General features: G+C 72.8%; 10 protein-coding genes. 4 read left to right on the forward strand and 6 right to left on the reverse strand.

What is annotated here, in order from left to right:
• Nucleotides 1-107: 107 nt before the first annotated feature.
• Both J7E93_RS17940 and J7E93_RS17945 read right to left on the reverse strand, forming a co-directional pair.
• Nucleotides 108-1,664 carry an FAD-dependent oxidoreductase gene (locus tag J7E93_RS17940; protein WP_251066705.1) on the reverse strand — a complete coding sequence of 519 codons (1,557 nt, stop codon included), beginning with the start codon at nucleotides 1,662-1,664 and terminating at the stop codon, nucleotides 108-110.
• Nucleotides 1,661-3,112 carry an FGGY family carbohydrate kinase gene (locus tag J7E93_RS17945; RefSeq protein WP_215070608.1) on the reverse strand — a complete coding sequence of 484 codons (1,452 nt, stop codon included), beginning with the start codon at nucleotides 3,110-3,112 and terminating at the stop codon, nucleotides 1,661-1,663. Before J7E93_RS17945 ends, J7E93_RS17940 begins: the two co-directional genes overlap by 4 nt.
• A 291-nt stretch (nucleotides 3,113-3,403) precedes the next feature.
• Between J7E93_RS17945 and J7E93_RS17950 the strand changes: the two genes are divergently transcribed.
• Together J7E93_RS17950 and J7E93_RS17955 are read left to right on the forward strand one after the other, a co-directional pair.
• Nucleotides 3,404-4,378 carry a hypothetical protein gene (locus J7E93_RS17950; RefSeq protein WP_215070706.1) on the forward strand — a complete coding sequence of 325 codons (975 nt, stop codon included), beginning with the start codon at nucleotides 3,404-3,406 and terminating at the stop codon, nucleotides 4,376-4,378.
• A 163-nt stretch (nucleotides 4,379-4,541) separates the two neighbouring features.
• Nucleotides 4,542-6,071: an amino acid permease gene (locus J7E93_RS17955; protein ID WP_215070610.1), complete on the forward strand. Its 1,530-nt coding sequence runs from the start codon at nucleotides 4,542-4,544 to the stop codon at nucleotides 6,069-6,071.
• Between the two features lie 107 nt (nucleotides 6,072-6,178).
• On the opposite strand, the gene J7E93_RS17960 is transcribed toward J7E93_RS17955, so the two are convergent.
• Nucleotides 6,179-6,907, reverse strand: coding sequence for an SDR family NAD(P)-dependent oxidoreductase (locus tag J7E93_RS17960; protein WP_215070612.1), 729 nt, complete (start codon nucleotides 6,905-6,907; stop codon nucleotides 6,179-6,181).
• A gap of 277 nt (nucleotides 6,908-7,184) precedes the next feature.
• Nucleotides 7,185-7,937, reverse strand: a complete 753-nt coding sequence (locus J7E93_RS17965) for a GntR family transcriptional regulator (protein WP_215070614.1) — start codon at nucleotides 7,935-7,937, stop codon at nucleotides 7,185-7,187.
• A 198-nt stretch (nucleotides 7,938-8,135) separates the two neighbouring features.
• On the opposite strand from J7E93_RS17965, the gene J7E93_RS17970 reads away from it, so the two are divergent.
• Nucleotides 8,136-9,476: a DUF2252 domain-containing protein gene (locus tag J7E93_RS17970; protein WP_215070616.1), complete on the forward strand. Its 1,341-nt coding sequence runs from the start codon at nucleotides 8,136-8,138 to the stop codon at nucleotides 9,474-9,476.
• 37 nt (nucleotides 9,477-9,513) lie between these two features.
• On the opposite strand, the gene J7E93_RS17975 is transcribed toward J7E93_RS17970, so the two are convergent.
• Together J7E93_RS17975 and J7E93_RS17980 are read right to left on the reverse strand one after the other, a co-directional pair.
• Nucleotides 9,514-10,902: an NAD(P)/FAD-dependent oxidoreductase gene (locus J7E93_RS17975; protein WP_215070618.1), complete on the reverse strand. Its 1,389-nt coding sequence runs from the start codon at nucleotides 10,900-10,902 to the stop codon at nucleotides 9,514-9,516.
• A 24-nt stretch (nucleotides 10,903-10,926) separates the two neighbouring features.
• Nucleotides 10,927-11,304, reverse strand: coding sequence for a metalloregulator ArsR/SmtB family transcription factor (locus J7E93_RS17980; protein ID WP_215070620.1), 378 nt, complete (start codon nucleotides 11,302-11,304; stop codon nucleotides 10,927-10,929).
• 111 nt (nucleotides 11,305-11,415) lie between these two features.
• On the opposite strand from J7E93_RS17980, the gene J7E93_RS17985 reads away from it, so the two are divergent.
• Nucleotides 11,416-13,341 (forward strand): heavy metal translocating P-type ATPase, encoded by a 1,926-nt coding sequence (locus tag J7E93_RS17985; RefSeq protein WP_215070622.1) that lies wholly within the window; start codon nucleotides 11,416-11,418, stop codon nucleotides 13,339-13,341.
• The last annotated feature ends 58 nt before the right edge of the window (nucleotides 13,342-13,399 follow it).

The raw sequence follows: 13,399 nt of genomic DNA on the forward strand, positions 1-13,399 counted from the left end.
CTCCAGGACCTCGATCCGGTACCGGCCGCCGCCGGCCGTCGCCAGGCGGGCGGCGGCCGCGAGGCCTGCGGGTCCGCCGCCGACCACGAGCACGTCCACCGCGCGGTTCACCGTCGCGACCACCGTGGCTCCGCCTCCTCGAACATCGCACGGACCGCGGCCCCGCAGAAGAACCCCTGGCAGCGGCCGCCCCGTGCGCGCGTCCGCCGGCGCAGCCCGTCGAGGGAGCCCGGCGGGACCGCCGAGGCGAGCGCGTCCCGGATCTCTCCCCGGGTCACCCGCTCGCAGTGACAGACGATCGCCCCGAACTCCGGGTCACGGGCGATCAGTTCGGCATCTCGGTACGGTCGGGGAAAGGCCTCGCCCAGGTTCGGCATCCGGACCGGGGCGAGCGGCCGCTCCGCCCCCAGGTCGAGCCCGCTGTCCGCGAGCAGCTCCACCACGTGCGCGGCGATCGCCAGGGAGGCGGTGAGTCCGGTGGAGCGGATGCCGCCCACCGTGACGTACCGCAGGGCCCGATGAGCGCCGATCCTGTAGTCGTCGAACTCGGTGGCGGCCCGCAGGCCGGCGTAGACCGCGGTCACCTCCTCGTCGAGCAGAGCGGGCAGGATCCGCCGCCCCTGGGCGCGCAGCGCCGCAAGGCCCTCCGCCGTCGATCCGGTGGCCGTCCTGTCGTCCAGGTCTTCGGCCGTCGGTCCGAGCATCACGTTCCCGTACACCGTCGGCGCGACCAGGACACCCTTGCCGAGCGAACTGGGGACGGGAAGGAGGATGTGGCGGACCAGTCCTCGCGCGAACTTGTCGAAGACGATCAGCTGACCGCGCCGCGGTGTCACCGTGAAGTCCTGCCGGTCGAACAGCGCGTCGAACGCGTCCGCGTACAGCCCACAGGCGTTGACGACGTACCGGGCGCGCAGCACCCCCCGCGGGGTGACCAGCCGGTGCGGCGAGCCGGGATTCGCCTTCTCGACCCGGCAGTTGAGGTGCAGGTCGACTCCGGAGGCGACGGCCTGGGTGGCGTACGCGAGCGTGGTCGTCCAGGGGCAGATGATCGACTCGCCGGGCACCTCGAGGGCGGCGAGCGCTCCCGGCCCCAGGTGCGGTTCGCGCGCCCGCAGCTCCTCGGGGCCCAGGATCCGGGTGGTGCGGCAACCGTTGCGCACCGCCTTGTCCGCGAGGCGGGGCAGGGCGGCCGCCTGTTCCTCGTCCCAGGCGACGAGAAGCGCACCGAGCGGCTCGACCGGGATCCCCGCCTCCCGCGCGTACGAGGCGAGCAGGCCCTGCCCCTCCCGTACGAGCCGGGACTCCAGCGATCCGGGAACGGCGTCGAAACCCGTATGCAGGATCGCGGTGTTGGCCTTGGACGTGCCGTCGCCGACATCGTTGGACGCCTCGACGAGCGCGACGCGCGGGGAGTGGCGGGCGAGCTCCCGGGCGATGGCGCAGCCGACCACCCCGGCGCCGACCACCACGACGTCATACTCCGCCCCCGCCGACGAGGCGCCCGGCGGTGCGGTGTCCGCCGAGGAGGTGCTTGGCGGTTCGGTGTCCGCCGAGGAGGTTCCCGGCGGTGAAGGGTCCGACGGCCAGGTGTCCGGCAGCGTCCCCGCCCGAGTGACGACCCCGGCCGCCCGCGGCCCGGCCCCCGCCCGGCCCTTCGTCATGCGCGCGACCCTCCCGGAGCGCCGCCGAGGAGCGCGTCCACGGCGCTACGGAACCGGTCCAGGCGCTCTCCCGCCTCCGCGCCGCCGATGGAGGGCTCGTACACGGCCGACGGCTTCCACTCCGGTACGGCCTCGTGCACGGCGAGCCCGGGATCGAGACCGAGCCGGGCCACCGCCCCCACCCCCAGCGCGGTCGCGTCGGGCAACGCCGATACCTCCACGGGGAGTTGGAGGAGGTCCGCCTGGGTCTGCATCAGCAGCGCGGAGCGGGTGAGGCCGCCGTCCACACGGAGCGAGGTCAGCGGTGTGCCGAGGTCACCGGCCGCCGCCTTCGCCAGCTCCACCACCTGCGCGGCGATCCCCTCGCACAGCGCGCGGACCAAGTGCCCGCCGGTCGTGTCCAGACCCAGACCGTGCAGGGAGCCGCGCACGTCGCCGCGCCACCACGGCGCGGCGAGCCCGGCCAGCGCCGGTACGAAGGTGACCCCGGCGGAGTCCGGTACGGTCCCGCCCACGGCGTCGAGGTCCTCGGCGCCCGAGAGCACGCCGAGATCGGTCAGCCAGCGCACGGCGGAAGCGGCCGTGTACACCTGGCCGTCGAGGCAGTAACTCGTCCGTCCCGCCAGCCGCCAGGCCACACAGCTCACCAGCCCCGAGTCGCTCCGGCGGGGGAGCGAGCCGGTCTGGGCGAGGAGGAAGGCCCCGGTCCCGTAGGTGCACTTGGCGCTGCCGGGCTCGGTGACGCTCTGTGCGAGGAGGGCCGCCTGCTGGTCCACGAGGAGCCCGGTGAGCGGAAGCCGGGGGCCGAAGGCGGTCGTGGTGCCCACCCGGGTGTCCGCGTCGACCACCTGGGGCAGGCGTTCGGCGCTCAGGCCGAAGACGTCGAGGGCGGCCGCGGACCAGGCGGCCGAGTCCAGGTCGAGGAGCCCGGTCCGGCCCGCGGTCGCGGTGTCCGTGACGAACGCGCCCGTGAGGCGGTGCACCAGCCAGGAGTCGCTGGTGGTGACGGTGCCGGCGCCCGTGAGGTGGCGACGGATCCAGGCCATCTTGGGGGCGGCGAAGTAGGGGTCGAGCGGCAGACCGGTCCACTGCTTCAATGCGTCGGCGTGGGCGGCGAGTTCGGTGCACAGGCCAGCCGCCCGCCGGTCCTGCCAGACGAGCGCGTCGGTGAGCGGCTCGCCGGTCGCGGGGTCCCAGGCGAGGACGGTCTCGCCCTGATTGGCGAGGCCGACGGCGACGACCGGGGTGTCCGCGGCGGCCAGGGCCGCCCGGCCGGCGGTGACGACGGACTCGTACAGCTCCGCCGGGTCGACCTCGACCAGGCCCCCCGGCAGGTAGCGGGGCCGTACGGGTGCGGAGCCGGTGCCGATGACACCCCGCTCCGGGCAGACGACGAGCGCCTTCGTGCCCGAAGTGCCCTGGTCGACGGCGAGTACCGGGCCCGTCATCGTCGTCGTACTCCCGTCCTCGAATCCTTGATCGCCGAAGCGCAAAGACTCGTGCACGCGCACGGCCGCGTCAAGCGGATCGCGACGCGGACTTCGGATCCACACGGCGAACCGACGAGTAATCACATTCGGTCTGTGGCCGGATAGTTACGGTCAGAAGCGAAAGTGGACCGCTGTCGTCCAGAGACCTCTATAGTGATCGCCGATCAACGGCCGGGACGCCCGCCGGGGGCTGACCACCCCCTTCCCCAACCGAGGACCCATGTCTCCCACCGCACCGCCCGCTCCGTGATGGCCGGTCACGGCTTCCGGCCCGTCTACCATCCGGCCGGCCATGACCATGCCCTGCGCCACGCCGTCCAGGATCTGCGGACCGGCCGCTGGGTGTCCATGGCCCAATTGCTCGACGAGACCTCCCACTGGGACGGCTGGACCCGGCGCACGCAGGTTCTCGCCGCCGTCGCCGCCGGCACCGACGTCGTCCAGGCCTGGCGGACCGAGCAGCCGGACAGCCTCGCCGCGACGGTGATGCACGCCCGGGTCGCCGTGGAACGGGCCGTACGCTCCCATCGAACGGGCCACTCCCGCAGCCGCGAACTATGGCGGGAAGCCTGGGCCACCTGCCGTGAGACCGCCGACCAGGCACCCGACGACCCGGTTCCCTGGGTCTGCATGCTCGCCCTCGCCGCGCTCGACGAGAACCAGCGCAGGGAGGAGCACCGACACCGGCCGCCGGCGCCCATGCTGCCGGCCGGTCCCTGGGGCCTTCTCGCGGAGGCCGAGAAGCGCGACCCGTACAACCGCGAGGCGCACCACCGGATGCTGCAGTTCTTCTCCACACGCGGCTCGGGCTCGCTCTCCGAAGCCGTCAACTACGCCCAGTGGGCCGCGGCCTCGGCCCCGTCCGGGTCCGCCCTGCACGCGCTTCCGCTCTACGTCCGTGTCGAGCGCTACCGCCGCGAGCGCGGTCACGAACGCGCTCTCGACCTGCACTGGGTCGCCGAGGACGCCGTCCGTGACGCCCAGCGCGCGCTGGACATCTGGTTCCTCTTCTGCGACACCGCCGAGGCGTCCCTGCTCGACCTCAACCATCTCGCGCACGCCCTCTTCGGCGCCCTGCGCTTCGACGACGCGGCCCGGGTCTTCGAGTCCCTCGGGCCGTACTACACGGTGTTCCCCTGGGCGTACCGCACGGCCCGGCCGGACGACCGGGCGCTCGCCGAAGAGGTCTTCCTGCGCGCCCGGAGCCGCTGTCTCGACCACTGATCCGCCGCCCCGACCCCCGGTCTCCCCCCAACCCGTGATCCGCCGCTCCGACCCCTGATCCGCACGTGCCCCACCTCTCCCCGCCATTCCCCACCGTCCCCACCGTCCCCACCTTCCCCACAAGAACCGACCCCGCTCGCTCCTTCCCCCGGAGGTACCGGCAATGTCCCGCACCGTCCCCGTCGACGAGATACCGAGGCCCGCGGCGGCCCAGGACGAGGAGGCCCGGCTCAGAGAGCTCGGATACCAGCCCGTTCTCGCCCGCCGTATGGGCGGCTTCGGCAACTTCGCCATCAGCTTCTCCGTGATCTCCATCCTGTCCGGCTGCATGACCCTCTACGGCTTCGGCCTGGGCACCGGCGGCCCCGCCGTCATGATGTGGGGCTGGGCGGGCGTCGGGCTCTTCGTGCTCTGCGTCGGCCTCGCGCTCGCCGAGGTCACCAGCGCCTATCCCACCTCCGGCGCGCTCTACTACATGGCCGACCGGCTCGGTGGCCGCCGCTGGGGCTGGTACACCGGCTGGCTGAATCTGCTCGGTCTCCTCGGCGCCATCGCCGGCATCGACTACGGCGCGGCCCTCTTCACCGGAGCCTTCCTCAACCTCCAGTGGGGCATCGTGCCCACGGCCGGCTCGACCTTCCTGATCTTCCTCGCCATCCTGCTGCTGCACGCCGTGCTCAACCTCTTCGGCGTGCGCCTGGTCAGCGTCCTCAACTCCGTCAGCGTCTGGTGGCACCTCGCCGGTGTGGCCGTGATCGTCGGCGCCCTCGCGATCGTCCCCGACCGCCACCAGTCCGTCGAGTTCGTCTTCACCGAGTTCGTCAACGACACCGGCTGGGCCAACCCCTTCTACGTCGCCGCCGTCGGCCTGCTCCTCGCCCAGTACACCTTCTCCGGCTACGACGCCTCCGCCCACCTCTCCGAGGAGACCTCCAACGCCTCGGTCAGCGCGGCCAAGGGGATCGTCCGGGCGATCTGGGTCTCCTGGATCGCCGGCTTCGCCCTGCTCGCCGGGCTGACCTTCGCGATCCAGGACTACGCCGGCACACAGAACAGCGCCACCGGCGTCCCGCCCGCGCAGATCCTGCTGGACGCGCTCGGCTCCGGCGGCGCCACCGCCCTGCTGCTCGTGGTGATCGTGGCCCAGCTCTTCTGCGGCAACGCCGAGGTGGCCGCGGCGAGCCGGATGGTCTTCGCCTTCAGCCGCGACAACGCCCTGCCCGGCTCGGCGCTCTGGCGCAAGGTCAGCAGCCGTACGCAGACCCCCGTGCCCGCGGTCTGGCTCGCGGTCGGTGTCGCCGCCCTCCTCGCCGTGCCGTCGCTGTACTCCGCCACCGCGTACGGCGCCGTCACCGCCATCAACGTCATCGGCATCACCCCCGCCTACGCCATCCCGATCTACCTCCGGCTCCGGGCGGGCGACCGGTTCACCCCGGGCCCGTGGAACCTGGGCCGCTGGAGCCGGCCGATCGGCTGGACCGCCGTGGTCTGGGTGGCGGTCGTGACGGTCCTCTTCTGCCTGCCGCAGAAGTCCCCGGTGACCATCGACTCCATGAACTACGCGGTCATCGCGCTCGCCGTCGTCCTCGTGCTCTCCAGTATCTGGTGGTACGTGGCACGCCGCTCGTACGGCACGCCCTCGGCGTACGGAACCGCGCGCGAGGAGGCGGAGATCGCGGAGGGCATCGTCTGACCCCGGATTCGGGCTTCCGGATTTCGGCTTCCGGATTTCCGAAGACCGGCCCCGGGTCGTGGCCTGTGGGCCGCGGCCCGGGACCTTGTCGGGTCTCGCGGCCGTGATCAGTCGAGCGCGGTGCCCGTCTCCTCGGCCAACGTCCGCAGGAGACGGTCCTGGAACGCCTCGTCGTGGACCGCGCGGTGCGGCTGCAGCCGCCGGCGGTGGTACCAGTACCCGCCGGTGGTCAGGGCCTGGGGTTCGTCGCTGGAGGCGAGCCACTCCTGTGTCCGATGGCCGAGCTCCAGATCGTCCGGTGCGCCCGGTCCGCCCATCCTGGTCGGCACCCAGCCCGGATCCACGGCGTTGCTCAGCACCCCGGGGCGCAGGCGGGCCACCGCCGCAGCGAGCGTCGTGACGAACAGCTTGCTGTCGGAGTACGAGCCCGCGCTCTCGCCCCGCCAGTCGACTCCGGTGAGCGAAGGGCGCCCACCGAAGTGCGAGCCGCTGCTCAGGTACACCAGTCGGCGCGGCCCGTGGAGCAGGGCCGTGAGCAGGTACGGTGCGACGATGTTGACCGGCATGACCGCCGGTCCCTTCCACACCCCGGCATTGTGGATGACCGCGTCGAGCGGCTTCGCGTCGTTCAGTTCCGCGGCTACGCGCCGTACGGCGTCGCGCTCCGAGAAGTCGCCCACGACGATGCCCGCCCCACGGTCGACCAGCGCGCGGAGGCCCGCTGCGCGCTCCTGGTTCCGGGCGTGCACCACGACATCGTGCCCCGCGGACAACAGCGCATCCGCGGCGGCACGCCCGAGGCCGTCCCGGGAACCGGTCACCAGAATCCGGCTCACGACGGCACCGCCCCTCGGACAGCGTGCCTGACTGCTCCTCGCATCGAGGTGTCTCCTTCCGCTCGTGGGCGCGGTGGCCGCTGAAGGGCTTCAGCGTGTCGTGGATCGGCGCGTGGGCGACGGAGCCTCCCGGGTGGCCCAGGCACAGTGGTCCACACCTCGACGGTACGACCTGCACGCCGCCGCAGGGACGCGCGAGAGCCGATCAAGGTCTCCGTGCCTGAGCTGCACCAGGTCGAAGAGACGCAACAGCGCCGGCGACGAGGACCCGCCTCCGTCAGCCGCTGAACTCGTAGGTCCAGGCCGCTCCCCGGGCCGCGAAGTCGATGTCCGTGATCTCCAGCGCGTGCCCGTGCTGGTCGCTCACCACCCGGTGGACGACCAGGCGGGCCGCGCCGTCCCCGACCGCCGTCTCCTGATCCGGTGGTACGCCGATCGACTCACGGCGGGTGAGCCGGAGCCCGGCCTGGTGCATCCAGTGGTAGAGCAGCCGCAGGTCGGGCTGGAGCGCGGGTCCCTTGCCGCGTCGGTAGCGGCCCAGCTGGGGGATCTCGGCGAGGGCGGGCCGGGAGAACCATGACACCGACCGTTGCAGGGCCGTCCCGCCGGGGGAGAGGACGACATGCCGGTGGACGAGCGTGGGTTCACCGGGGACGAGCGCGAGCCGTCCGGTCAGCGCGGCCGGCGGTGCCTCCCAGTCGAGCGAGGCGCGGACCAGCGCGTCGGCCGCCTCCGCGCCGCCGGGAAAGAACTGCCTGCGGGCCGTCAGAGCGGGCGTGCGCGCCCCGTGTTCGGAGCCCGCGGCGAAGGTCCCGCGGCGGTCGGTGACGACGAGCCGTTCCTCGCGCAGGAGTTGGAGCGCGCTGCGGACCGTCTGCCGGTTGACGTGGTAGCGGTGCGCGAGGGAGCGCTCGGACGGTAGCCGGCTTCCGGGGGCGAGGCGCCGGTCGGTGAGGTCGCTCCGCAGTGCGGCGGCGACCTTGAGGTAGAGCGGGACCACCGCCGCCTGCTCGGGTTCGGGCTCAGCCATGTTCCAACCCTCTCTTTGCTCAGCGTGACCGCGTGGGTCGCGTGGGTGATCAATTCCTATCATTGGTCTAAACCATTTAGGAAGAGGGGTGGGTCACGAGTGGCTGAAACCGCCACCGCCCGGGGTGCGGGCGACAGTCGCTGACCTTGTAATGAATCTCAACCGGTAACGGGTGGTGGAAGAGGCGGGTGAGGCCGGATGGCGACACCGTCGGAGCGGGCCGAGGTCGGCCGAGCGGCCCGCAAGATCGTCCCGCGGTCCTCGCACGGCCGCTGGATACCCTCCTCGCAGCGCCCCGACCCGCTGACCGTCCTGGAGGACCAGGCCGTCGACCGGGTGCCCGAACTGGTCCCCGTCCGGTACGGCAGGATGGTCGTCTCGCCCTTCGCCTTCCTCCGCGGCGCCGCCGCCGTCATGGCCGCCGATCTCGCCGCCCAGCGTCACACCGGGCTCACCGTCCAGCTCTGCGGAGACGCCCATCTGCTCAATTTCGGCGTCTACGCATCACCCGAACGGGCGCTTCTCCTCGACGTCAACGACTTCGACGAGACGCTGCCCGGCCCCTTCGAATGGGACGTCAAGCGGCTCGCCGCCAGCGTGGCCGTCGCCGCCCTGCAGAACGGCACCACCAAGGCCAAGGCCCACCGAGCCGCCCTGGGCGCCACCGCCTCGTACCGCACCACCATGCGTCGCCTCGCCGGACTCGGCGAGCTCGCCGTCTGGTACGAGCGCATCGACGCGGACGACCTGGCTTCCCTGGTGCGCCGGGAGCGGCGCTCCCGGTTCGAGAGCCGCCTCGCCCGAGCCCGTCGGCGCACGAACCTCCAGGCGCTCGCCGACCTCACCGAGGAGGACGAGAACGGCGGCCGGCGCCTCGTCGACGACCCGCCGCTTCTTCAGCGCACCACGGACCTCGACCGGATCGCCCTCGGTAAGATCTTCAGCGACTACCGCAGCTCCCTCTCCGAGGACCACCGGCTGCTCCTCGACCGGCACCGCTTCGTCGACGCGGCCCGCAAGATCGTCGGCGTCGGCGGTGTCGGCACCCGCTGCTACGTCCTCCTGCTCGAAGGCCGCGACGCCGCCGACCCGCTGTTCCTCCAGATCAGGGAAGCCGGCCGCTCGGCCCTGGAGCCCTATCTGCCCCCGACCGCCTACGCCCACCAAGGGCAGCGGGTCGTCTGCGGGCAGCGCCTCGTCCAGGCCGATGGCGACATCTTCCTCGGCTGGATGACAGGGCCCGAGAGGCGCCACTTCTACTGGCGTCGACTGCCCGACATGAAAAGCCCGGCGGAGGTGGAGACCATGTCCCCGGCGATGCTGCGCGACTACGCCGCGCTCTGCGGCCGAGCCCTCGCCCGCGCCCATGCCCGCTCCGGCGACCGGATCGCCATCGCCGCCTACCTCGGCTCCTCGGAGGTCTTCGACCGGGCCGTCGCCGACTTCGCGATCCGGTACGCGGCGCAGAACGCCGACGACCACGCGGTGCTCGGCGCGGCCATCGCGGCGGGCGTGATCGCGGCGGCGCCGGGCGTGTGAGGGCGTACGCGGAGAGTCTCCGCGTACGCCCGCCGGATCACGCCTCGCGCCGCATCGGAGGCTCGGCCGGAGTCTCCGGGACCGGGCCGAAGAGCACGGCGCGGGCCACCGCGGGGGCGAACAGCGCGGTCATCGGGGCCGAGAGCGTCAGGACCGACCGGAAGGCCGCGCCGATCAACGGGTCGCCGGCGTACCGCTGTTGCAGACGACGGAGATACCAGCCCACCGGCTTGTCCGTCGCCCGCGCGGCGATTCCGTTGCCGGTCGCGCCCGGCATCTTCTTGTCCGCGCCCGCCGAGATGTCCCACGCCTGCTGCGAGGCGTCGAGCAGCGCCTTCTGGACCCTCCCCGTGGTCGGCGTCCGCCGCGGGTCGGCCAGGGCCCGGCGCAGGGCGACGGCGCTCATCGCGGCGACCGCCATGCCCTGTCCGTAGACCGGGTTGAAGGCGCACAACGCGTCGCCCGTGGCGAGGAATCCGGCCGGGCGGCGCCCCGGACGGTCGTACCTCCGGCGCACGTTGGCGGTCTTGCGGAAGCCGAAGACCGAGGACTCGGGCTCCGCCCTCGCCAGCCACTCGCTCACCAGGGGGTGGGGGAGCCGCTTCGCGTACTCCTCGAACCCCGCCTCGTCCGTCGGGGGCAGGTCGTCGCGCAGCCCCGACAGCGTCACGAGATGCCGGCCGCCCCCGAGCGGCACCACGACCCCTCCGTACACCTGGTCGGGATTGGGCACGATGTTGAAGCCGAGGGCGTCCGATTCACCGTCCTCCGCGGCCCGGTAGACACGCGTGGAGTAGCCGAGGCCCGTGTCGATGACCTCTTCGTGCGGCGCCTCCGCGCCGATCGCGGCGAGCCAGTCGGGAGCGTGCGAGCCGCGGCCCGACGCGTCCACCACCAGGTCGGCCTCCAGGGTGCGGGTCTCCTTCGCGGAGTCCGTGCCACGCTCGCGCAGCAGGACGCCGCGGACCCGCGAGGAGTCACCGATCAGTCCGACGGTCTCGGTGCCCTCGACCGTCTGGATCCGCGGGTCGGCGAGCACCCGCGTACGCACCAGCCACTCGAGCTGCGCGCGCGCACCCGTGTGGATGACGGTGGTCGCGGCCGTACGCCGGAACCACTGGCCGTTCTGCCACTGGACCATGTCCGCGGGCATGCCCACCTGGGGCGAGCCGAGCGCCGTGAGTTCGTCCATGAAGCCCGGCAGCAGCTCGTCGAGCGCCTTCTGGCCTCCCTCGATGAGTACGTGGGTGTGTCGGCCCTGCGGAACCCCCGGCCGTGCGTCCGGCCCTTCCGGGAAGCGGTCGCGTTCGACGACCGTCACCCTCTCGGCGTGCTCGCTGAGCACCCGCGCGGCCAGCAGGCCCGCGAGACTTCCCCCGATGACCACCGCATGACGTGCTCCGCGGTGCCCCAAGTCGTCGGCCATCCCCGCCCTTTCGACGTCGTGGATCTACGACTTCCCAGTATCCACGCTCTCTTGGGGTGCGTCGCGGGTGCCGAGACGCAGGTGCTCGATGTGGTAGACGGCCTCGTCGAGGAGTTGGGCCACGTGGTTGTCGTAGAGGCTGTACTCGATCCGGCGCCCCTGCCGGACTCCGGTGACCAGGCCCAGCGCGCGCAGCAGGCGCAACTGGTGGGAGACGGCCGACTGCTCCATGTCGACGGAGTCGGCGAGCTCGGTCACGCCGCAGGGGCCCTGGCGCAGCTTGGTGAGGATCATCAGCCGCGAAGGGGTGGCCAGCGCCTGGAGTGTGGCGGCGATGGTGGCCGCGGACTCCGCGTCCAGGTGGGTGGCTCTCGTCGCTCCGCCGTTCACTCCGTGTCCCATGCGCTCATCGTAGCGGCGGCGCATAGGTACAGATGAAGACCTCTTCATGTGTTCCGCTATGGTGGTCCCCTCGTGTTCCTCGCTCCCCCGAGACCAGAGGTGTTCTTCTCCATGGCTTCCCCGGTGCTCGACACCCAGGCCGCCCCGCCGCGGACGGCGCCCGCGCCCTCCCGCGGAACCCGTCTGTCCGCCCTGCCCGAGGTCCGCTGGGCGGCACTGTCCGCCGTCGCCTTCCTCCTCGCCCTGCCCCTGGACCTGTCCGGCGCCCCCGCCTGGGCCTGGGGTCCGCTCTACGCCGTCTGCTACGCGGCCGGCGGCTGGGAACCCGGCTGGGCCGGGCTCCAGGCACTGCGGGAGAAGTCCCTCGACGTGGACCTGCTCATGGTGGTCGCCGCGATCGGCGCCGCGGCGATCGGCCAGTACCTCGACGGCGGACTGCTGATCGTCATCTTCGCCGTCTCCGGGGCGCTGGAGGCCCTCGCCACCCGGCGTACCGCCGACTCCGTCCGCGGACTGCTCGACCTGGCGCCGGCGAAGGCGGTACGCCTCCCCGACGCCGCGGACGCGGTGAACGGGACGGACGGGGCGGCCGTGGTCGAGGAGTCGGTGCACGTGGCGGACCTCAGGGTCGGCGACATCGTGCTCGTACGGCCCGGGGAGCGGCTGCCCGCGGACGGAACCGTGCTCCACGGCACGAGCGACGTCGACCAGGCCACGATCACCGGGGAGTCGCTCCCCGCCGCCAAGTCGCCCGGCGACGAGGTCTTCGCCGGCACCCTCAACGGCACCGGAGCGCTGCGCGTCCGCGTCGACAAGGACGCGGGTGACTCCGTCATCGCCCGGATCGTCGCCCTCGTCGAGGAGGCCAGTGCCACCAAGGCGCCCACCCAGCTCTTCATCGAGAAGGTCGAACAGCGCTACTCCGTCGGCGTCGTCGTCGCCACCCTCGCCCTCTTCGCCGTACCGCTCGCCCTCGGCGCCGACTTCACCGAGACGCTGCTCCGCGCCATGACCTTCATGATCGTGGCCTCGCCCTGCGCGGTCGTCCTCGCCACCATGCCGCCGCTCCTGTCGGCGATCGCCACCGCCGGACGCCATGGCGTCCTGGTCAAGTCCGCCGTGGTGATGGAGCGCCTCGGCATGGTCGACCGGGTCGCGCTCGACAAGACCGGCACCCTGACCGAGGGCGCGCCGCGCGTGACCGAGGTACAGGGCGACGAGGAGGCCCTCGCCCTCGCCGCCGCGGCCGAACTGCCCAGCGAACACCCCTTGGCGCGCGCTGTCGTCGCCGCGGCGCGCGCACGAGGGCTGAGCATCCCCGAGGCGAGCGACTTCTCCTCCGTCCCCGGTGAGGGCGTACGCGCGATCGTCGAAGGGCGCGAGGTGCGGGTGCGCCGCGCCGAGGGCGAGCACGCCGACACGGCGGTCGAGGTCGTCGTCGACGGCGCCCGCGTCGCGGTCCTGGCGCTCGCCGACCGGCTCCGCGACGGCGCCCCCGAGGCGGTCGCCGCCCTGACCCGGCTCACCGGCACCACCCCCACCCTGCTGACCGGCGACAACGCGGCCGCGGCGAGCCGGGTCGCCGACCGGACCGGTATCACCGACGTACGCCCCGGGTTGCTGCCGCAGGAGAAGGTCGCGGTGGTACGGGAGTGGGAGCGGGCCGGGGCACGGGTCCTGGTGGTCGGCGACGGCGTCAACGACGCCCCCGCCCTGGCCGCCGCCCACAGCGGCATCGCCATGGGCCGGGCCGGCTCGGACCTGGCACTGGAGACCGCCGACGCCGTCGTCGTACGGGACGAACTGGCCACGGTCCCGGCGGTCGTGGCGCTCTCCCGGCGCGCCCGCCGCCTGGTCGTCCAGAACCTGGTGATCGCCGGCGTCTGCATCGGCGCCCTGGTGGTGTGGGACCTGGTGGGCCACCTTCCACTGCCGCTGGGCGTGGCGGGTCACGAGGGCTCGACGGTCCTGGTGGGCCTGAATGGGCTGCGCCTGCTGCGCGACGCGGCATGGCGCAAGGCGGCGGCGGGGGAGTGAGCGGGTCGTCGGCCGGGGAGTGAGTCGGGCGTCGGGTGGCGTGACCGGAGGCCGACCG

This window comes from Streptomyces sp. ISL-36, from assembly GCF_018614205.1.
Taxonomy (GTDB): Bacteria; Actinomycetota; Actinomycetes; order Streptomycetales; family Streptomycetaceae; genus Streptomyces.